We start from the raw sequence: 20,182 nt of genomic DNA, 5'->3' as shown, positions 1-20,182 counted from the left end.
TCGCGGGACAGCTCCTCCAGGCCGGACACCTGAAGATCACATCATCCGAGCCCGATTTGATCAAAGTGACGGACGGTCACGCAACCGCTCGAACTGCTACATCCTGTGCACGACGTGAATGCTTACGAGCCCTACTTGATCAGGAGCTTCCCAGAAGTGCGCCGTCATCCCGGTTCCAACAGGGCCAGCATCCGGTCCGCCTGCGCGGACCGGATCTCCTTGCGGGCGCGCAGCAGCCAGAACAGCGCCATCAGCCGGCGGCACTCCGTGAGCCGGGCGGCCTCCTCGGCGGTCAGCTCGAGCCGCTCCAGCACGGCGGTCATCCCGGCCGGGTCGTTCTCCCAGACCGCGATGTGCTCGGTGACCTCGGCCAGCTCGAACGCCCGGTCGCTGCGGCCGGAGTACTCGAAGTCGATGACCCGGACCTTCGTGCCGTCCCACAGGTAGTTGGCGATGTTCCCGTCGCCGGTGCCGAACACCGGGGTGCCCGGCCGCGCGAGCTGCTCCGCCAAGGCCGGCCGTGCCACCCAGGCCGAGGCGGCGCGGAACGCCTCGGCGATCGCGGGATCGGGCTCGGCCGCCGCGGCCCGCTCGCGGACGAGCCGGAGGAGCTCGACCGGGTGCCCGGCACGCGGCGGCACCCGCTCGAGCACCCGCCGCGGGATCGCCTGCTGGACGCCGGTGACGGCCTCGGCCAGGGCGTCGACGAGCTTGCCGGTGATCTCCCCGCTCACGGTCGCGCCGTCCAGGCGGGACATCACCACGGTCGGCGGATCAGCCGCCAGCTCGGCGGTCACCGGCGCCGGGGCCAGGCCGGGATCGTGTTCGTCGAGCAACCGCAGGGCCCGCCACTCGCGTCCGGGCTCGTCGTACCCCGACGACCGGTACCGCTTGACCACCACGTCGGACCGCACCTCGATGGAATGTCCGCCCATGCGCCCTCCGATCTTGTCGAGAGGCACGACATGCTAGACCACTCAGCCGAAGTCGCGGCGGCGCAGAGCCGCGAGGGCGCCCCCGAGCAGCAGCGCCGTGAGGGCCACCAGCGCGAGGGTGGGGCGCGCGTCGAAGGACGTCCCGATCATCGCGTTCGGGATGTAGTGGAAGGGCTCCAGCGGGATGCCGTCGAACACCCCGTACAGGGGGCCGGCGACCTTGCCGAGCGCGACGGTCAGGAGCCAGACGATCCAGGAGATCGCCGCACTGGCCCGCGGCAGCAGCCCGTACGCGAGCATGCAGACCGCCCCCACGCACCAGGCCGCCGGCACGGTGCTCAGCGCCCCCGCCAGGAAACGGGGCAGGTCGGTGGCGAGGTCGCCCACGAGCAGCGAGTACAGCGTGCCGAACACGAGCCCGGCGACGGCCATCAGCGCCGCCGTGCCGAGCCCCGTCACGACCAGGTGACCGGCCGCCCAGCGCAGGCGGGTCATCGGGGTGGACTGCACGGTCTCGGCGCGGCCCGAGGTCTCCTCCGAACGCAGCCGCAGCGTCATGAGCACCGGGTAGAGCGCGACGGCGTACGAGATGATGAGGATCAGGTACCACGAGTAGGCGGCCGACGTCTTGCCCTCGTCGGAGATGCCGAGGCCGTGCATGATGTTCTCGACCACGATGCTCGGCCGCGAGAGCAGGTCCTTGGTGAGCGGGCTGAGCCCGGCCCCGGCCGCGGCGAAACACGCGACCCCGGCCGCCCACTTCGCCAGCAGGCCGCGGTGCAGCCGCCAGGCCAGGCTGATCGGGCCGCGCAGCTCCGGCGCCGACTCCCGGCCCAGGCGCTCGGGCAGCAGGCCCGCGCCGAGGTCGCGGCGGTCGAGCAGCCGGTACGCGGCCGCGTACAGGATCGTGCCGGCCACGACCGGCACCCCGAGCATCCACCACCGCTCGTCCTGGTACGGCCGCACCAGATGGCTCCAGCCGATCGGGGACAGAGCCTTCAGCCAGTACTGCCCGGTCGCGTCGCCGGCGTAGCGCATCACGTAGGCGGCGCCGAGCACGGACAGGCTGATCGCGGTGGCCGTGCGGGCGCTGCGCGCGAGCTGGGCGGTCACCGCGGCGACGGCCGCGAACACCCAGCCCGCGACCGTGATCGCGGCCAGGTACGCGACGGACCCCGCGACCGGGAACCCGATCCCGACCAGCACGACCGCGGTCAGCACGCCGGCGGCCAGGCTGACCCCGCCCGCGACCAGCAGGGCGGCCGTGAGGGGCGCGTAGCGGCTCACCACGCCCGACCGGACCAGCTCGATCCTGCCCGCGTCCTCCTCCCTGCGGGTGTGCCGGATGATCGACATCACGGCCGCCAACGCGTTCGCCACGTACAGGAACCCGCCGCTGCGCCACGTCGCGAGCACCTCCAGCCGCGGCTCAGGCAGGCCACCGCCGAGCGCCCGCAGGAAGGCGTTCCTGGTGGCGAGCTCGGTGTAGGTGACCTTCAGCTCGTACGTGCCCATGTACCTGTTGACGTAGGACACCATCACCAGGGCCAGGGCCACGATCAGCAGGATCCACCAGGGCGCGATGCCCCGTTCGCGGCGCAGTGCCAGGCGAACGAGGTGGCCGGTGCCCGCGAGGGTGCGCCCCCGGCCGTCTCGGCGTGCGGAAGCCATCGGCTACCAGCTCCTATTCATGGGTACAGCTGACTGTTCCGACAAACAGGAGACTATACCCACGTATAGCTAGGCGGCCAGGCGAATACGCCCGCCGGCTGACGCCGCAGGTGGTGATGTGGCCGGAAGACCCGGGGAGCGGTCAGACCAGGTTGGGGATCGCCCCGCCGTACCGCCTGTCGCGCTTGGCGAAGATCTCGCACGCCTCCCACAGGTCCCGGCGGTCGAAGTCGGGCCACAGCCGGTCGAGGAACACCATCTCGGCGTAGGCCGACTGCCACAGCAGGTAGTTGGAGAAGCGCTGCTCCCCCGACGAGCGCACGAACAGGTCCACCTCGGGGATCTCGGGCTCGTCCAGGTAACGCGCGAACACCTTCTCGTTGACCTTCGACGGCTTGACCCGCCCTGCCGCGATGTCCTCGGCCAGCTTGACCGCCGCGTCGACGATCTCGGCCTGCCCGCCGTAGTTGACGCAGAACTGCAACGTCAGCTTGCGGTTGGCGACCGTCATCTCCTCGGCGGTCTGCAGCTCCGAGATGACGCTCTTCCACAGCCGCCCGGGCCTGCCCGCCCAGCGCACGCGCACGCCCATGGCGTTGAGCTCGTCGCGCCGCCGCCGGATCACGTCCCGGTTGAACCCCATGAGGAAGCGGACCTCGTCGGGCGAGCGCTTCCAGTTCTCCGTGGAGAAGGCGAACGCGCTCAGATAGGGAATGCCCAGCTCGAGCGCGCCCTCGATGACGTCGAACAGCGAGGACTCGCCCGCCTTGTGCCCCTCGATGCGGGGCAGTCCGCGGGCCTTGGCCCAGCGGCCGTTGCCGTCCATGATGATGGCGACGTGCCGGGGCACGAGGTCGCGCGGGATCGGCGGCGGCGTCGCGCCGGACGGATGCGGGGTCGGAGGTCGTACGTTCACACAGGCTCCCTTTCGACGTGTCGGAGAGAGCGTATTCCGTGTTCGAGGTGCCATTGCAGATATGCGGCCACGAGCCCGCTGCACTCGCTGCGATGGCGCGACTCCGAGGCGTCGGCGGTCGCCCAGTCGCCGCGCAGCAGCGCCGTCATGAGCCCGATCGTCTCTCCCGCGGGCACGGCCGCGCCGGCCGGCCGGCACGCCCCGCACACCACTCCCCCGGCGACGATGGCGAACGCCCTGATCGCCGGCGTCCGGCACTTGGCGCACGCGTCGAGCGCGGGGGCGTAGCCGGCCACGGCCAGCGAGCGCAGGAAGTACGCGTCCAGCACCAGCCGGGCCTCGTGGCCGCGGTCGGCGAGCGTGCGCAGCCCGCCCACCAGCAGCAGGAACTGCCGCAGCGCCGGCTCCTTCTCCCCGTGCGTCAGCCGGTCGGCGGTCTCCAGCATCGCGCTGCCCGCGGTGTAGCGGGGATAGTCGGCGGCCAGCACCTCGCCGTAGGGCCTGATGGTCTCCGCCTGCGTGACGACGTCGAGCGTCCGCCCGGTGTGCAGCTGCAGGTCGACGTGGGTGAACGGCTCCAGCCTGGCCCCGAAGCGGGACGTCGTGCGGCGCACGCCCTTCGCCACGGCCCGGATCTTGCCGGTGCGCTTTGCCAGGATGGTGACGATGCGGTCGGCCTCACCGAGCTTCTGTGTGCGTAGAACTACGCCTTCGTCACGGTAGAGACTCACTCGAACATCTTACGGCCGGATCGAAGCCATGTTACGGGCATGCTCTGATGACGCGACTTTACGTCACCATCATTAGACTTTGACGCCTGTCCCCGCATAACCCGTTGTTCAACCCCCCGATACCGCCTCGAAAGGGAGTCATGACCCGCGTGGTCCTGCTGGGCGCCTCGCCCGGCCCCGACACCTCTCCGACCGGCCTGAGGCTGGCCGCGATACCCGGCAATCCCTCCGTGGCCGAGCGACTACGCAGCCAGCTCACTTCCCTGGATCCACGGCTTGCCACGATCGAGTCAGGCGACGTGGCCGCCGCCCTGCGCGCACTGGCCGACGTCGCGGAGTCCGCGACGGAGAACCTCTTCATCATCCCGGAGAACTCAGTCGTACACGACGAGCTGATCTACCAGATCACCAAGGCCAAGCGCGGTGCGCTGGCGCTCGTCGCCAAGGAGCCGCGTCCGGAGGTGACAGAGGAGGAGCAGGAGGACAACGGCCCTGAGGACCACGTCCCGATCGACGAGGCCGACCCCGAGATCGGCCTCGGCCGCCTCGAAGGGCTGCCCGTTCGCTCGCGCGTCGGCAAGTCTCGCGTTGTGTCGGTGGGCACCGCGAGCCATGCCGTGACCAGGCCCAACGCGGTCCTGCTCGGCCCGCTGCACGTGAGCGCGCGCAACGCGCCGGTGCTGGCGCAGACCTGCCGCGAGCTGGCCGCGATGGCCGCCACGTTCGGCGAGGACGACGACCTGGTGCAGCTCATCGTGTTCGGCCTGGTGCGCAACGGCGTGTCGGTCGGCATCAGGGGCCGGCGCGACCTGTTCTACCGCCGCGTCACGACCCAGGAAGAGGTCAACGAGGCCGGCGCCGAGATGGCCGGCATGGACGAGGACCGGGCCAGGCTCAACAACGCGGTCAAGGGCGCCGACGGCTTCTTCACCACGTACTTCGTCTCCACCTACTCCCGCTTCATCGCCCGCTGGGCGGCCAGGCGCGGCCTGACGCCCAACCAGGTGACGCTGATCTCGATCGTGCTGGGTGTGGCGGCCGCCGCCTGCTTCGCCACCGGCGACCGGCCGTGGATGGTGCTGGGCGGCGTGCTGATCTACTTCGCGTTCGTCTTCGACTGCGTGGACGGGCAGGTCGCCCGCTACGCGCGCAAGTTCGGCGTGCTGGGGGCATGGCTGGACGCCACGTTCGACCGGTTCAAGGAGTACGTCGTCTTCGCCGGCCTGGCCGTCGGCTGGGTGGTCTCGGGCAACGGCGAGGAGATCTGGATCCTGGCGCTGGCCGCGCTCGGCCTGCAGTCGACCCGCCACCTGCTCGACTTCTCCTTCGGCGTCGCCAACCGCCGCAAGCCGCCCGCCAAGCTGCCCACGCTGCCGCTTGACGCCCCCGACGACCGCGAGCTGCGCCAGGCGCTCACCCGCCGCAAGGTCGAGCGGAGCCAGGGCCTGCGTGGCCTGCTCAAGATGTGGACCAAGGCCGGCAAGTTCCGCGCCGTCCACTGGGCGCGCAAGATGATCGTGTTCCCCATCGGCGAGCGGTTCGCGGCCATCGCGATCACCGCCGCCCTCTTCGACGCCCGGATCACCTTCCTCACCTTGGTGATCTGGGGCTCCGTCGCCGCCGCCTACACCCTCACCGGACGCCTCATGAGGTCGCTCGTATGATCACCCAACCGCAGGCCATGGCCACCCCCACGCCGGACCCCGACGAGGAGCGCCGCCGCATCCAGACCGCCCGCCTGCTCGCCTACCGTGACGACGGCCCGCTCGCCCACGCCCTCGCCGGCAAGCTCGGCCGGGGCCTGCCGCCCGTGCCCGTCACGCTCGTCGCCCTCCTCCTCGTCGCCGCCTTCGTGGTCACCGGCGTGCTCGAGCCCGGCCCTGTCCTGCTGCTCCCGGTCGTGACCACACTGCTGCTCGTACTGCCGACCGCGCCGCGCGACCACCTGGGCCGCTTCGACTGGCTCACGCCGCCGCTGCTGCGCGCCGCCGAGTTCCTCGCCATGATCGCGATCGGCCTCGCCGCCGACGCGCCCAAGTGGCTGCTTTTCGTGCTGGTTTATGTCGTGGGCTACCACACGTATGACACCGTTTACCGGACGCGGCAGAGCATCTGGCCGCCCGCTTGGGTGTTCCACGCGGGGCTCGGCTGGGAGCTGCGGCTGCTGATCATCGGTGCGGGAGCGGCGCTCGGCGTGCTGACGCCCGTGCTGGCGGTGCTGACGGCGTACCTTTTCGTGTTGTTCGCGGTGGAGAGCGTGACGAGCTGGGTGCGCCTCGACAAGGCCTCCGCCCAGGCCGGCGCCGACGCCGAACAGGACCTCGAGGCCTCCCCAGAAGACCAGCTCGAACAGGCCACCGGCGAGGCGGACAAGGGGTAGGTGGGCCAGGGCCACCCGCCCGTCGCCCAGTTGCCAAGTGGGCCTGCTGACGCCCGCCCCGAGCACGAAGGCTTCCCGGAGAAGCGCTTCGCGCTCGGGGCTTTGGCGTTCTTATCGAGGCGCGGTGGAGAGGCCGTGCCGGTTGACAGCAGGTAAAGGCTGTGTTGACATCGGCTCAGAGAGCGCTCTCTCACACGGCTCCCCACCCCCCATGGAGCAAGGATGACAACAGCCATCCGGCCCCGGCGTCACCTGGCGGCCGTGGCCGTCGTGCTCGTGGCGCTCAGCGGCCTGCTCGTCAAAGTGGCCGTCAGCGCCTCGGCCGCCGTTCCGCCCACCCCGTCGGGCTGGTCGCTGGTCTGGTCGGACGACTTCAACGGCACGGCCGGCACGCTGCCCTCGTCGGCCGACTGGATCATCGACACCGGGCACTCGTACCCCGGCGGCCCCGCCAACTGGGGCACCGGCGAGATCCAGAACTACACCTCCAGCACCTCCAACCTGAGCCTCGACGGCGGCGGCAACCTCCGCATCACGCCGCAGCGCAGCGGTTCGGGCGAGTGGACCTCGGCCCGCGTCGAGACCAGGCGGGCCGACTTCAAGCCCGCCGACGGCCGCGTCCTGCGCATCGAGGGCCGCATCCAGATGCCGAACGTGACGGGCGACGCCGCGCTGGGCTACTGGCCGGCGTTCTGGGCGCTCGGGGCGCCGTACCGGGGGAACTACTGGAACTGGCCGGGGATCGGCGAGTTCGACATCATGGAGAACGTCAACGGCATCAACGCCGTCTGGGGCGTGCTCCACTGCGGCGTCAACCCGGGCGGCCCGTGCAACGAGACCACCGGCCTCGGCGCCAACCGCGCCTGCCCCGGCTCGACGTGCCAGGCGGCGTTCCACACCTACCGCTTCGAGTGGGACCGCAGCGTGAGCCCGAACCAGCTGCGCTGGTACGTGGACGGGCAGCAGTTCCACAGCGTCAGCCAGTCGCAGTTCGACGCGGGGACCTGGACCGACATGACGGGGCACGCGGGCTACTTCCTGCTGCTCAACGTGGCGATGGGCGGGGCGTTCCCCGACGCGCTCGGCGGCCGGACGCCCACGGCGGCGACCGTGCCAGGGCGATCGATGCTGGTGGACTACGTGGCGGTGTGGCAGAGCGGAAGCGGCTCCACCCCTCCTCCCGGGGACGTTGACGCCCGTTCGACGATCCAGGCCGAGCGGTACCAGGCGCAGTCGGGCACCATCGTCGAGACCACCACGGACACGGGCGGCGGGCAGAACGTCGGGGCCATCGCCAACGGCGACTGGCTCCGCTTCGACGGGGTGAACTTCGGGACGGAGGCCGCCCGCCAGTTCAAGGCCAGGGTGGCGTCCGGGGCCGCGGCCGGGGTGAGCGGGCTGGTGCAGGTGCGGCTGGACAGCCCCACCGCCGCTCCCATCGGGGACTTCGCCCTCGCCAACACGGGCGGCTGGCAGAGCTGGCGAACGGTGCCCGCCAACATCTCGGCCGTGACCGGGACGCACACGGTGTATCTGACCTTCAGCAGCGGTCAGCCCGCCGACTTCGTCAACGTCAACTGGTTCACGTTCTCCACCAGCTGAGGCGCTCAGGTGGAGTCCCTCACCACCAGCCGGGTCGGCAGGACGACCGACTCGCTGTGGCGGCCCTCCAGCCGCGACAGCAGCAACCGCGCCAGGGCCAGCGCCTGGTCCGCCAGCGGCGCCCGCACGGTGGTGAGTCCCGGCGTGGTGGCCGAGGCCGCGTCGATGTCGTCGAAGCCCACGACGGCCAGGTCCTCGGGCACCCGCCGCCCCGCCTCCCGCGCGGCCTGCAGCGCCCCGATGGCGAGCTGGTCGGTGGCGGCGAAGATCGCGTCCAGGGCCGGATCGTCGCCGAGCAGCTGCCGGGCGGCCGTCGCGCCGGAGGCGCGCGTGAGGTCCGCCAGGGCCAGCAGCGGCTGCAGGCCCGCACGGTGCAGCGCCGCGCGGTGCCCGGCCAGGCGGTCCTGGACGGTCACCAGGTCCGTGGGGCCGCAGATCATGCCGATGCGGCGGCGGCCGCGGGCGAGGAGGTGCTCCGTGGCGGCCTCCGCCCCGCCGGCGTTGTCCACGTCCACGTACGGCACCAGCGAGGCGACGGCCGGCTTGCCCAGCAGCACGATCGGCACGCCGGTGCGCGAGAGCCGCTCGGCGAGCGTGTCGGCCCGGTCGGGCGGCAGCAGCACGACCCCGTCCACCAGCCGGGCCTCCGCCTGCTGGATGATGCGCCGGTGGCTCTCGGCCGTGTCGGCGAGCATGAGCGTGATCTGCTTGCCCGCGCCCTCCAGCATGCTGGTGACGTACTGCACCACGGCGGCGGTCAGCGAGTCCCCCTGTCTGGGCACGGACAGGACCAGGGCGATCGTGTTCGTGCGCCGGGTGACCAGGCTGCGGGCGGCGGCGTTGGGCACGTAGCCGAGCTCCTTGACGGCCCGCATCACCGTGGTGCGAACGTCCGCGCTCACCGCCGCCTCGCCGTTGACCACGCGCGAGACCGTGGCCCTGGAGACGCCGGCGCGGGCGGCCACGGTCTCGAGGGTGGGCCGCTTGGGGCGGGTCTCGGTGAGGCCGTTGCGGCGGATGACGTCGCGGTACCACAGCGCGCTGTCCTTCAGCAGCCGCCGCTGGGTGGCGAAATCGACGTGCACGAGGCCGAACTTCCGCCGGTAACCATCGGCCCATTCGAGGTTGTCGAGCAGGGTCCAGACGAGATATCCGCGAACGCGCACGCCGTCTGCGACGGCCGACTGCAAGGCACGCAGATGTTCCTCGACGAAACTGATGCGGTCCACGTCGTGAATGCCGTCGCCGGTCATCGTGTCCACGAAGTCGGCGCCGTTCTCGGTGACCATAAGATCGAGCTCCGGGTATTCCCGGGAAAGGCGCCGCAGCAGCAGCGAAAGACAATTGGGCACGATCGGCCAGCCCATCGCGGTGACCGCCGTGGGAATCGTGCAGAACAGCACGCCCGCGCTTCCCGGAAAGGCCGGGTCCGCCGTTTCGCTGGGCTGCGCCTGCACCACCTGCGGGGTGTAGTAATTGACGCCGAGCAGGTCCACGGGCTGGGCGATGGTGTCGAGGTCGCCGTCGCGGATGTGCCCGAGGCCGCCGTGGCGCTCGATGATGGGCAGCAGCTCAGCGGGGTACGACCCGCGCAGCACCGGCTCCAGGAACTGCCGGTTGGCCAGCGCGTCGATCCTGGCCACGGCCTCGGCGTCCTCTTCCGACAACTCCCTGCCGAAGTCGCTCACCTGGGCGGGCGTCATGACGGGCGAGATGTTGAGCACGGTCCCGACCCTCGTGGCCCCGGCCGAGCGCAGCGCCTGCGTGGCCAGGCCGTGCGCGAGCAGCATGTGGTGGGCGCTCCTGAACGCCTCCGCGGCCGACTTCCGGCCCGGCGCGTGCACCCCGGAGCCGTATCCCAGGAAGGCCGCCACCCAGGGCTCGTTCAGCGTGAACCAGGTGTCGACCCGGTCCCCGAGCCGGTCGTGAACCGCCGAGGCGTAATCGGCGAAATGGCGGGCGGTGTCGCGGGACGGCCAGCCGCCGAGCTTTTCCAGCGCCTGCGGCAGGTCCCAGTGATAAAGCGTCGCATAAGGCCTGATGCCCGCCGCGAGCAGCTCGTCGACTAACCGGTCGTAAAAGTCGAGCCCGGCCTCGTTCACCTTTCCGGAGCCCTCGGGGAACACCCGCGGCCAGCTCACCGAGAACCGGTAGGCGGCCATTCCGAGGTCTTTCATCAACCGCACGTCCTCGGGGTAGCGACGGTAATGGTCGCAGGCCTCGGCGCGGTCGGCGGAGAAACCGTCCCAGATGGACGGCCCGCGGCCGTCGGCGGACGTGGCCCCCTCGATCTGAAAGGCGGAGGTCGACACTCCCCACACGAAACCCTCGGGGAAGCTTGTGGTGCTCATTCTGGCGGATACCTTCCGATGACTGTCAGCACGCCCAGTTTCCCGCGCGCCGCTCGTCGCGCGCCAGCCTGGCCAGGCGGTATACAAGGCGCGTGGAACTGGATCGGCTCGATCGTGACATCATCGCGGCGCTCGTCGAGGACGCGCGCGCGACCTACGCGGACATCGGCCACCACGTGGGGCTGAGCGCGTCGGCGGTGAAGCGGCGGGTCGACCGGCTGCGCGACACGGGGGCGATCACCGGGTTCAGCGCGCGGGTGGCGCCGCAGGCGCTCGGCTGGACGACCGAGGCGTACGTGGAGCTGTTCTGCCAGGGCAAGACCAAGCCTTCGGACATCGCGCTGGCCGTGGCCAAGTTCCCCGAGGTGGTGGCGGCGGCCACGATCACCGGCGAGGCGGACGCGCTGCTGCACATCAGGGCCACGGACGTGCGCCACGTGGAGCGGGTGATCGAGCGCATCGCCGCGGAGTCGTTCGTGGTCAGGACCAAGAGCTCCATCGTGCTGTCGCGACTGGTGGACACCCCTCCGGGCGCCGCCGTGCCGGAGCCGCGCAACGGATCGCATCCCATGCGCTGATAGACGCAACAGACCCGCGCCAACACGCAATGCCAGACGCTTGGCCTGCATAAACATGCATTCTTAGGCTGTCTCCGTCCCCTCAATCTGGACATCCATCCATAAACCTCGACGGAGACCTGCATGCCCAAACACTTCCTGATGTGCCGTCCGGACTACTTCACGGTCGAGTACGCGATCAACCCGTGGATGCATCCTGAGGCCGGCGCGGACCGCGACGTGGCGGTCCGGCAGTGGGAGGTCCTCAAGGCGGCGTACGAGGAGCTCGGGCACAAGGTGAGCCTGATCGACCCGATCGAGGGGCTGCCCGACATGGTCTTCGCCGCCAACGGCGCGCTGGTCGTGGACGGCCGCGTCTACGGCGCCAGGTTCGCCCACCCCGAGCGCGGCCCCGAGGGCCCCGCCTACCTGCGGTGGTTCGCCGAGCGCGGCTACCCGGCGCACGAGCCGCGCCACGTCAACGAGGGCGAGGGCGACTTCCTCACGCTCGACGAGGTCATCCTGGCCGGAACGGGCTTCCGCACGGACGTGGTCGCGCACCAGGAGGCGCAGGAGTACCTGGGCCGCCAGGTGATCTCCCTGATGCTGGTGGACCCGCGCTTCTACCACCTCGACACGGCGCTGTTCCCGCTCGACGGCCGCAACGTCGCGTACTACCCGGAGGCCTTCTCCGAGGGCAGCAGGAAGGTGCTGCGCGCGATGTTCCCCGACGCGGTGGTCGCGACCGCCGAGGACGCCGAGGTGCTCGGGCTGAACGCGGTCAGCGACGGCACGAACGTGGTCATCAACGCCGAGGCGTCGAACCTCCAGCTGGAGCTCAAGCGGCGCGGTTACGAGGTCGTCCCGGTCGACCTGTCGGAGCTGCGTAAGGCGGGTGGGGGCCCAAAGTGCTGCACACTGGAGATCAGGGGGGAGAACTGACCATGACCACCAGCGCAGAGCTCATCGAAATGAGCGAGCGCCGTAGCGCGCACAACTATCATCCACTGCCCGTCGTGATCCATGAGGCGCACGGCGCCTGGGTCACCGACGTCGAGGGCAAGCGGTATCTGGACTGCCTGTCCGGCTACTCCTCGCTCAACTTCGGCCACGGCCACCCGAAGATCATCGAGGCCGCCCAGGAGCAGCTCAAGAACCTGACCCTGACCAGCCGAGCCTTCTACCACGACCAGTTCGCGCAGTTCTGCGCCGGTCTCGGCGACCTCACGGGCAAGGACATGATCCTGCCCATGAACACCGGAGCCGAGGCCGTCGAGACCGCCATCAAGGTGGCGCGCAAGTGGGGCTACGAGGTCAAGGGCGTGGAGCCCGACCAGGCGAACATCATCGTGATGGAAGGCAACTTCCACGGCCGCACCACCACGATCGTGAGCTTCTCCACCGACCCGGAGGCACACGACAACTTCGGCCCGTTCACGCCGGGCTTCCGTCTCGTGCCGTACGGCTCCGCAGAGGCGATCAGGCGGGCCGTCGACGCCAACACGGTCGCGGTGCTGGTCGAGCCGATCCAGGGCGAGGCCGGGGTGCTGGTCCCGGCTGACGGGTACCTGGGCGAGATCCGGGAGCTGTGCACCGCCCAGGGCATCCTGATGATCGCCGACGAGGTGCAGTCGGGGCTGGGGCGGACCGGGCAGACGTTCGCCTGCGACTTCGAGGGTGTCGTGCCCGACATCTACGTCCTCGGCAAGGCGCTCGGCGGCGGTGTCGTACCGGTCTCGGCCATCGCCGCGAACCGGGACGTGCTCGGGGTCATCCACCCCGGCCAGCACGGGTCCACGTTCGGCGGCAACCCGCTCGCATGCGCGGTCGGCATCGCGGTCATCGAGCTGCTCAACACCGGCGAGTTCCAGGCCAGGGCCGCCAAGCTGGGCGAGGTCCTGCATGCCCGGCTGCGCGAGCTGGTCGGCAGGGGGGTCGTCGAGGTACGCGGGCGCGGGCTGTGGGCGGGCGTGGACATCGACCCGGAGGTGGCCACGGGGCGGGAGATGTCCAAGGCGCTCATGGCGAGGAGCGTGCTGGCCAAGGACACGCACGGCTCCACCATCCGCCTCGCACCGCCGATCGTCATCTCGGAGGACGACCTGGTGTGGGCGGTGAACCAGCTCTCCGACGCCCTTTACGAGTTCAGCCAGGCCTAGCCGCCGTTCGCGGAGCGCGGCAGGGCCCGGCCACCGTACGTGGCCGGGCCCTCGCCGGAGAGACGGTCAGTTGCCGGGCGGAGGCGTCTCCGCCGGCGTCGCGGTCACCGTCACAGTGGGCTCCGCGGGCGAGGCCGGCTCCTCTGTCGCCTCCAACGTGACCGTCATCGCCGGCGCCGGCTCCGTCACGACGTTCTCGCTCGGCTCCGTCACGGCGTCCTCGCTCGGCGACGGCGACGGTGTGACCGTGCTCGACGGGCTCGGGGTGGCCTGGAGAGTGGCGCTGACGCAGTGGGAGACGTCACCCTCCCGTACCTGCGCCTGCGGCAGCTCATCCACCACCGAGACCTTCAGCTGGGCCGTCAGCGCCAGCACGCTGTCCTTGGGGGCCTGGGCGCGCTGCTCCTCCACGACCGTGTTCCGCTCCCCCATGAACAGGTGCGTGGCCGGGTCGAAGATGGCCTGGACGAGCGTCCCCTGCGGGTCCACCCGCCCGATCGCCACCCCCTTGCGGCCCGCCGCGTCCGCCACCCCCTCGGCCACCTGGACGCCTGGGATCGTCTTGGCCGCCTCGAACAGCGCGTCACGCTGCGCCTTCGGCATGTACGTCTCCCTGACCAGATCCAGCACGTGGTCGAACGCGGCCCGGTCGCCGTCGACGCCCTTGCCGTCGCTCACGTACGCCGCGCTCATCTCGTAGAGCCGCGCCCGCATCCCGTCGGCATCCGTCGGCAGGGTGCTCAGGTAGGCGTAGTCGGTCCGGCGCGGACCCGGGCAGGCGGGCAGCGTGTGCCACTCGGAGCCCTGCCACTTCTTGGCCACCTTCGGCAGCGACTCGCCCGGCCACGGCTGGGGCTCGCGGCCCTCGATCAGCAGCAGGCCGTCCGCGCTCGCGTCCACCGACTGCCAGATCTTCCGGTGCGTCCGGTAGAGGTGACGCGAGTCCCCGCCCTTCATGCCGACCGTGAGCGACCCGTACATCGTGTCGGACTCGATCTGGATGAACTGGCCGGGCCGGGGGTTGAGCTCGTCGGAGTACGACACGGAAGCCGACTGGGTCACCGACGTGGCGGGGTTCGTGCCGCCCGGCCCCTGGTTCGACATGGCCACGGCCACGCCGCCGACCAGGACGATCGTGGCCCCGAACGCGGCCGCGGCCTGCCAGCCGAACCTGGGCAGGCGAAAGCGGCCCCCGCCACGCGCCTCCGCCAGCAGCCGCTCCCGCGCCCTGGCCCTCGCCTTGGCTCCGTACGGCGGCACGCCGGGCCGGCCGTCGGCGAACATGCGGATCTCGTCCTCATCCATGCCGTGCCTATCCATGACGGGGCTCCTCTGCTGCGAAGGGATCGGTGCCGCCGAGCGCCCTGCGCACCTTCGCGCGGAGCCTGTGGAGCCTGGACCTGACGGTGCCGACGGGCACGCCCAGCGCGAGCGCGGCGTCCTCGTACGTCAGATCCCCCCAGGCGACGAGCAGCAGCAGGTCGCGCTCGCCCGCGCTGAGCCTGGTCAGCGCCCTGGCCAACCTGGGCTGGAGCTGCTCGGCGGTCACCCGGTCGGCGCTTCGCTCGTCGAACGTGCCTGGGCGCTCCACGCTCACCTTGGCCATGGCCGCCGTTCGCCGCCGCTCGGCCCTGCGGTGCTGGGCGACGATCTTGGTCGCGATGCCGTACAGCCAGGGCCTGGCGTCCGGCCAGGAGCGGTCGTAGCGCGCCCGCCCGCGGAACGCGACGAGGAACACCTCCCCCGTCACGTCGTCGGCCAGCTCCGCCCCGAGGCGCCGCGCCGCGTACCTGTGGATCTCGTCGGCATGACGGTCGAACAGCGCCGCGAAGCTCTCCGGGTCGCCGAGCGAATGCCCGATCAGGGTCGAGTCATCCAGCGTCTCAGGCGCATCCTGAACACCCACCACTCTGCCGGTCCTCTCTCATGCGGTCACCCTGTTGTTGGCCGCACGCCGGACCCCGGTTCCCACTATTTCCGGCAATCCGCCTACGAAAGCCGCCACACCTCCATGCCCTCGGGCGCCGCGTCCCGGCTGAACCCGGCCGCCTCCAGCTCCGACACCAGCCGTTCCCCTGCGGGCCAGTGGTTCGTGACCACCGCCTCGTCCTCGCTGACCGCCACGCCGCGCTGCCGGATCCGGTAGACGAAGCGCGAGGTCACGCTCTCGCCGCCGACCTCCAGCACCTGCCCCGCGATCTCGTACGTGTGCCTGCCCACCTCGTACGAGCCCATGACCTCCAGGTCACCCGGCACGGGCACGGCCCGTTCGCGCCAGTTGAACACCAGCCGCCCGCCCGGCTCCAGCTGCCTGGCCAGCACCCGCCAGAGCTCGGCCCGCTGCCCGGCCGGGAAGCTCTGCAGCACCGAGATCATCACGATCGCCTCGACCGGCTCGTCCACCTCCACGTCCAGCGCCCCGCACGGCAGGACGGTGACCCGGCGGAGCAGCTCCGGATCCTCCGCCAGCCGGTTGACCAGGACGGAGCGCATGCCCAGCGCCGGCTCGACGGCGTAGATCTCCGCGGGCGTCTCCCTGGCGATCAACCGGGTGATCAGTCCGGTGCCCGCGCCGATCTCGATGACGCTCCGTTCCACGCCCTTCAGCAGCGGCGGCAGCAGTTCGCGGATCAGCGGCACGTGCCCGTCCTCGTGCCACAGGTCGTAGAAGGGCACGGCGAGGGAGTAGTTTTCATCCATGGGGAGGGACGATAACCATTTTCATCTTAGGTGTACAGAGTCGATCGGGGTGACGGAGTCGCCGTCGGACTCGTACCAGACGACCTCGTCGGGGAAGGTCAGCGTGGCCAGCGCGTTCTGGAACCAGGGCCCCTTGGTGACCCGCCAGCTGAACGGCGGCCGCGGGATGCCCGCCAGCCGCGCCAGCAGCCCGCCCACCAGGGTGGCGATCCTGAACTGGGTGAACACGTTGGCCCAGCGCAGCAGGCGGCTGAGCGGGTTGCGGATCGGCGAGCAGACGATCTGGAAGACCGGCGCCGAGCGGGCCTTCGCCAGGTAGGAGTAGTGGACGTCCCCCGAGAGGATCAGCACCGGCTTGCCGAGCCCCATCAGCAGCCTGGCCAGGTCGTCGAACGAGCGCCGGAAGGCCGCCCAGTGCTCCAGGTCGATGGCCTGCCGGAACTTCTCCGACCACCGCCGCACGAGCCCGCCCCACTTGCCGTCGGACAGGGCCTCGTTCCAGTTCTGCACGCCGTGCACGCCCTCGGGGAGCAGGAACGGGATCGACGAGCCGATGACCAGCCGCTCCGCCGGGGCGGCGAGCTGCTCCTCGAGCCAGGCCCACTCCTCCGCGTCGAGCATGCGGCGCCCGCCGGGCGTGAGCTGCCTGGCGCACCTCGTGTCGACCATGATCAGGCGGGCCCGCCCGAGGTCGCGGGCGTAGCTCCAGCGGTTGCTGCTCGGCTCGGCGTCCGCCTTCTCGGCGAACGCGTCGAGGGCCGCCCCGCCGTCGCCGCCCTCCATGAGCACGCGCAGCAGCGGCTCCTCCGCGCGCTCGGCCGGTGACAGGTTGCCGAGGTGCTGGTAGATCCAGTACGCCCCGAGCCCCGCGACCACCCGGCGGTGCCACCAGTGCGTCGCGGCCATCTGCTCGCGCCAGGGCTGCGAGGTGTTCCAGTCGTCGCGTACGTCGTGGTCGTCGAAGATCATCGCGGTCGGCACGGTGGACAGCAGCCAGCGGATCTCCGGGTCCGTCCAGGCCAGCCGGTAGAGCTCGGCGTACTCCTCGAAGTCGGCGATCTCCCCCTGCGGCTCCGTGCTCCTGCGGGCCCTGATGTAGTCGAGCATCTCGGCCGAGGGGCTGTCGGCGTAGACCTGGTCGCCGAGGAGCAGCAGCAGGTCCGGCCACTCCTCGTCACCCGCCACCGCGAGGTGGTCGCCGTACGCGCGCAGCACGTCGGCGCCGTGCGTCAGCACGTGCGCCGCGTCATGCGGCACGCTGGCGCGGCACGAGCCGAACGCCAGCCTGCGCGCCCCGTCGGCGGGCAGCAGCCGGATCCGGCTCGGCGGGCGACCCGCCAGTGGCCATACCGGCTCCCCGTCGAGTCTCACGGAATACGAACCGATATCCTGGGAGAGCTCAACGAGATCCACGATCGCGTAGTGGTGACCGTGCACGGTGAAGGTAGGCGACCGGTAAGTCCTGCCGTCCGCCTCGACGGCGACCGTGCAGGGTTCGGCGGTCTCCACCCAGATCGAGGCGCTGACGGAGTCCACATACCGCAGCATCGGCCCCATCACGAGTGCGGGCATCTCACCCCCGGGATTTTGACGATTCGGCACGTTCACGGGACGCAAGCCTGCCAGAGTGGCACGGTCCACAGCACCTCGATGAGCGGCCCGATTTCCACCAACAACTAGGCAAGGTCAAACGCCCCACCCTAGGATGATCGCGACAATAGCGCCCACAAGTGGAAGGCAATGGCGCTTTCCCTGCAAATAGGGCGCGACTAACAGGAGGACTCGCTTCCATGAGCATCATGGTGCCGTCAAAGACGCCGGCCCTGATCACCCCGGGCCGCCAGGCCCTCGACTCCGCTCTCCACCAGCTCGCCCGGGCCGTCGAGCAGCTCGGGTTCGACGACGAGACCCACACGATGCTGGCCACGCCCCGCCGCTCCATGGCCGTCGCGGTCCCGGTGCGGCGCGAGGACGGCCGCGTGCAGGTGGTCCAGGGGTTCCGGGTCCAGCACAACGTCTCGCGCGGCCCCGCCAAGGGCGGGCTCCGCTTTCATCCCGGCACCGACCTCCACGAGGTCACCGCGCTCGCGATGTGGATGACGTGGAAGTGCGCGCTGGCCGGCATCCCGTACGGCGGCGCCATGGGCGGCGTGGCCGTGGACCCGGCCGGACTGACCGCCCGCGAGCTGGAGCGACTGACCCGCCGCTACGCCGCCGAGATCCTGCCGCTTGCGGGCCCCGAGAAGGAGGTCCCCGTCCCCGACGCCGGGACCGACGAGCGGACCATGGCCTGGATCCGTGACACCTACCGGCTCGACTCCGGCTACTGGGCGCCGGGCGCCAGCATCATGACGCTAGAGGACGCGACCGCGCGGGGCGCGCGGGTCGCCGCGCTGTCCGCGCTCGGCGGCTCCCCCAGGGGGCTGACCGTGGCCGTGCAGGGCTTCGGCAAGGTGGGCGCGCGGATCGCGCACCACCTCGCCGAGGCGGGCGCCAAGGTGGTGGCCGTCTCCGACACCTCCGGCGCGGTCCACGCGGGCGGCGGCCTCGACCTCGACGGCCTGCGCGCCTGGAGCGCCGAGACCGGGGGCGTGTCCGGCTACCGCGACGCCGACGCGCTGGACCGGGACGACCTGCTGGAGCTGGACGTGGACATCCTCGTCCTGGCGGCGCTGGAGGGCGCGATCAGCGAGGCCAACGCGCCCATGGTCCGCGCCCGCCTGATCGTCGAGGCCGCCAACGGCCCCACGACCCCGGAGGCCGACGAGATCCTGGCCGCGAACGGCGCCACGGTCGTGCCCGACATCCTGGCCGGCGCCGGCGGCGTGATCGTCTCGCACCTGGAGTGGGTGCGCAACGCCCAGGCCGGCTCGTGGAGCCAGGCCGAGTTCGACGCCAGGCTCCATGACCGCATGCATGACGCGTTCATCGAGGTGAGGTCGCTCGCCACCGCCCGCGGCCTGACCCTCCGCGAGGCGGCGCACGCCGTCGCCGTGAGCCGGGTCGTCTCCGACCACTAGCCCGGGGGAGGCGATGCGTGCCGTCGCCGTGGACCGCGTCGCCTCCGGCCACCAGCCCTGCGAGGCGATGCGCGGCCTCGCCGCGGGTCGCGTCGCCTCCGGCCGCTAGGCCGCCTCGTAGAGGCGGTAGGTGGCCAGGACGTTGAGCCGGTGGAGGTCCCGGCAAAGGGCGAGCATGCCCTGCCGGGCGAGCTCCTGGGGCACCGGGTAGCGGGCGAGGGCCGCTGACAGGCCGGGGTCGAGCACCTCGGCCCACGGGTCGGTGCAGGCCGCGAACGTCTCCTCCAGGGTCCGGCCCGCCTTCACGCTGGCCAGGACCTCGTCGTGCAGGCGCTCCAGGTAGCCGATGAGGGCCGCCACGGCCGCCGGCCCGTCGCCCATCGGGCCATGGCCGGGGACGATGGTCTCCAGTTCCGGCAGGGCTTCGCACATCCTGCGCAGGGAGCCCAGATAGGGCTCCGGGCCGCCCTGGAGCAGCATGTGGGCCGTGCCCGCATGGCAGAGGAAGTTGCCGGTCCAGGCGGTGCGGGTGTCGGGGACGTACACGACCGTGTCGCCCGGGCCGTTGCCAGGTCCGAAGTGGTGCAGCTGGACCGTGCGGCCGCCGAGGTCGATCTCGGCGTACGAGTCGAAGACGAGGTCGGGGCGGCGCCACGTGGTGACCTCGTCGAGCAGGGCGGCGTCGCCGTACATGTTGGCCGACCTGGTCTCCTTCTCGTACGCCAGGTCGGCCATGTTGTCCCGGTTCGCCCGCGACGAGACCACGACGACCTCGCCGGGGAAGGCGGCATTGCCGAAGCTGTGGTCGCCGTGGTAGGTCGTGTTGACCAGGTAGCGGAGGGGCCGATCGGTGAGGTCGGCGACAAGTCCCTGGATTTTTGCCGAAATTTCGGGAGTTATCCCGGCGTCGACCACCAGCGCCGCGTCCCGCCCGGCCACCACCCCGTTGTTGTCCTTCGGCGGGAGGCTCGCCATCAGCGCGTACACGCCCTCGGCGAACGCGTGCGGCACCAGCTCCAGGCCCACCGGCGACAGGTTCGGCCCGCCGTAACCCGCGGGCCGCTCGGCGATCTCCCGGTCAGGAATCCGTGAAGTGGACATCTTCCGCTCCCTTCTCTTGCGCTTGCCCACTAAACTAATCGATCGATCGATTATTTAGC

17 protein-coding genes are annotated in these 20,182 nt (G+C 71.0%); 7 read left to right on the top strand and 10 right to left on the bottom strand.

Features of this window, described 5'->3' with window-relative positions; all coding sequences use genetic code 11:
• Positions 1–164: 164 nt before the first annotated feature.
• The 4 genes from ABN273_RS52415 to recO form a co-directional block, all read right to left on the bottom strand.
• Entirely contained in the window at positions 165–935 is a 771-nt protein-coding gene (locus tag ABN273_RS52415) for a phosphotransferase (RefSeq protein ID WP_349457230.1), read from the bottom strand.
• Between the two features lie 42 nt (positions 936–977).
• Positions 978–2,606, bottom strand: a complete 1,629-nt coding sequence (locus tag ABN273_RS52410) for an ABC transporter permease (protein WP_349457229.1) — start codon at positions 2,604–2,606, stop codon at positions 978–980.
• 142 nt (positions 2,607–2,748) lie between these two features.
• Positions 2,749–3,522 (bottom strand): isoprenyl transferase, encoded by a 774-nt coding sequence (locus tag ABN273_RS52405; RefSeq protein ID WP_502911297.1) that lies wholly within the window; start codon positions 3,520–3,522, stop codon positions 2,749–2,751.
• Positions 3,519–4,253, bottom strand: a complete 735-nt coding sequence (gene recO / locus ABN273_RS52400) for a DNA repair protein RecO (protein ID WP_349457227.1) — start codon at positions 4,251–4,253, stop codon at positions 3,519–3,521. The genes ABN273_RS52405 and recO overlap by 4 nt, the downstream gene beginning before the upstream one ends.
• A 140-nt stretch (positions 4,254–4,393) precedes the next feature.
• Here recO and ABN273_RS52395 point away from each other — a divergent pair, with 140 nt between their 5' ends.
• From ABN273_RS52395 to ABN273_RS52385, 3 genes are all read left to right on the top strand, one after another.
• Positions 4,394–5,917, top strand: coding sequence for a CDP-alcohol phosphatidyltransferase family protein (locus tag ABN273_RS52395; protein WP_349457226.1), 1,524 nt, complete (start codon positions 4,394–4,396; stop codon positions 5,915–5,917).
• Positions 5,914–6,633 carry a DUF5941 domain-containing protein gene (locus ABN273_RS52390; RefSeq protein ID WP_349457225.1) on the top strand — a complete coding sequence of 240 codons (720 nt, stop codon included), beginning with the start codon at positions 5,914–5,916 and terminating at the stop codon, positions 6,631–6,633. The genes ABN273_RS52395 and ABN273_RS52390 overlap by 4 nt, the downstream gene beginning before the upstream one ends.
• A 222-nt stretch (positions 6,634–6,855) precedes the next feature.
• The gene (locus ABN273_RS52385; protein ID WP_349457224.1) at positions 6,856–8,235 is read left to right on the top strand and encodes a glycoside hydrolase family 16 protein; all 1,380 of its coding nucleotides are present in this window, start codon (positions 6,856–6,858) and stop codon (positions 8,233–8,235) included.
• Positions 8,236–8,240: 5 nt separating this feature from the next.
• On the opposite strand, the gene ABN273_RS52380 is transcribed toward ABN273_RS52385, so the two are convergent.
• Positions 8,241–10,586 carry a GH1 family beta-glucosidase gene (locus ABN273_RS52380; protein WP_349457223.1) on the bottom strand — a complete coding sequence of 782 codons (2,346 nt, stop codon included), beginning with the start codon at positions 10,584–10,586 and terminating at the stop codon, positions 8,241–8,243.
• 92 nt (positions 10,587–10,678) lie between these two features.
• Between ABN273_RS52380 and ABN273_RS52375 the strand changes: the two genes are divergently transcribed.
• The 3 genes from ABN273_RS52375 (at position 10,679) to rocD (ending at position 13,302) form a co-directional block, all read left to right on the top strand.
• Positions 10,679–11,164 carry an Lrp/AsnC family transcriptional regulator gene (locus ABN273_RS52375; protein ID WP_349457222.1) on the top strand — a complete coding sequence of 162 codons (486 nt, stop codon included), beginning with the start codon at positions 10,679–10,681 and terminating at the stop codon, positions 11,162–11,164.
• A gap of 123 nt (positions 11,165–11,287) precedes the next feature.
• Positions 11,288–12,085, top strand: coding sequence for a dimethylargininase (ddaH, locus tag ABN273_RS52370; RefSeq protein ID WP_349457221.1), 798 nt, complete (start codon positions 11,288–11,290; stop codon positions 12,083–12,085).
• A 2-nt stretch (positions 12,086–12,087) separates the two neighbouring features.
• Entirely contained in the window at positions 12,088–13,302 is a 1,215-nt protein-coding gene (gene rocD, locus ABN273_RS52365; RefSeq protein WP_349457220.1) for an ornithine--oxo-acid transaminase, read from the top strand.
• Between the two features lie 66 nt (positions 13,303–13,368).
• On the opposite strand, the gene ABN273_RS52360 is transcribed toward rocD, so the two are convergent.
• From ABN273_RS52360 to ABN273_RS52345, 4 genes are all read right to left on the bottom strand, one after another.
• Positions 13,369–14,622 carry a CU044_5270 family protein gene (locus ABN273_RS52360; RefSeq protein WP_349457219.1) on the bottom strand — a complete coding sequence of 418 codons (1,254 nt, stop codon included), beginning with the start codon at positions 14,620–14,622 and terminating at the stop codon, positions 13,369–13,371.
• Positions 14,615–15,208, bottom strand: a complete 594-nt coding sequence (locus tag ABN273_RS52355; RefSeq protein WP_349457218.1) for an RNA polymerase sigma factor — start codon at positions 15,206–15,208, stop codon at positions 14,615–14,617. Before ABN273_RS52355 ends, ABN273_RS52360 begins: the two co-directional genes overlap by 8 nt.
• Positions 15,209–15,291: 83 nt before the next feature.
• A complete protein-coding gene (locus ABN273_RS52350) occupies positions 15,292–16,002 on the bottom strand; it encodes a class I SAM-dependent methyltransferase (protein ID WP_349457217.1) in 711 nt (236 codons plus the stop codon).
• A 21-nt stretch (positions 16,003–16,023) separates the two neighbouring features.
• Entirely contained in the window at positions 16,024–17,574 is a 1,551-nt protein-coding gene (locus tag ABN273_RS52345; protein WP_349457216.1) for an alkaline phosphatase D family protein, read from the bottom strand.
• Between the two features lie 218 nt (positions 17,575–17,792).
• Between ABN273_RS52345 and ABN273_RS52340 the strand changes: the two genes are divergently transcribed.
• Complete coding sequence (locus ABN273_RS52340; protein WP_349457215.1) at positions 17,793–19,022, top strand: Glu/Leu/Phe/Val family dehydrogenase; 1,230 nt, start codon at positions 17,793–17,795, stop codon at positions 19,020–19,022.
• A 105-nt stretch (positions 19,023–19,127) separates the two neighbouring features.
• Here ABN273_RS52340 and ABN273_RS52335 read toward each other — a convergent pair whose 3' ends face one another.
• Positions 19,128–20,123, bottom strand: coding sequence for an MBL fold metallo-hydrolase (locus tag ABN273_RS52335; protein WP_349457214.1), 996 nt, complete (start codon positions 20,121–20,123; stop codon positions 19,128–19,130).
• Positions 20,124–20,182: the final 59 nt, after the last annotated feature.

The organism is Nonomuraea sp. B19D2, assembly GCF_040137845.1.
Lineage (GTDB): Bacteria > Actinomycetota > Actinomycetes > Streptosporangiales > Streptosporangiaceae > Nonomuraea.
The sequence above is the reverse complement of the archived record's forward strand: the minus strand, read 5'-3'. Positions and strand labels throughout refer to the sequence as shown.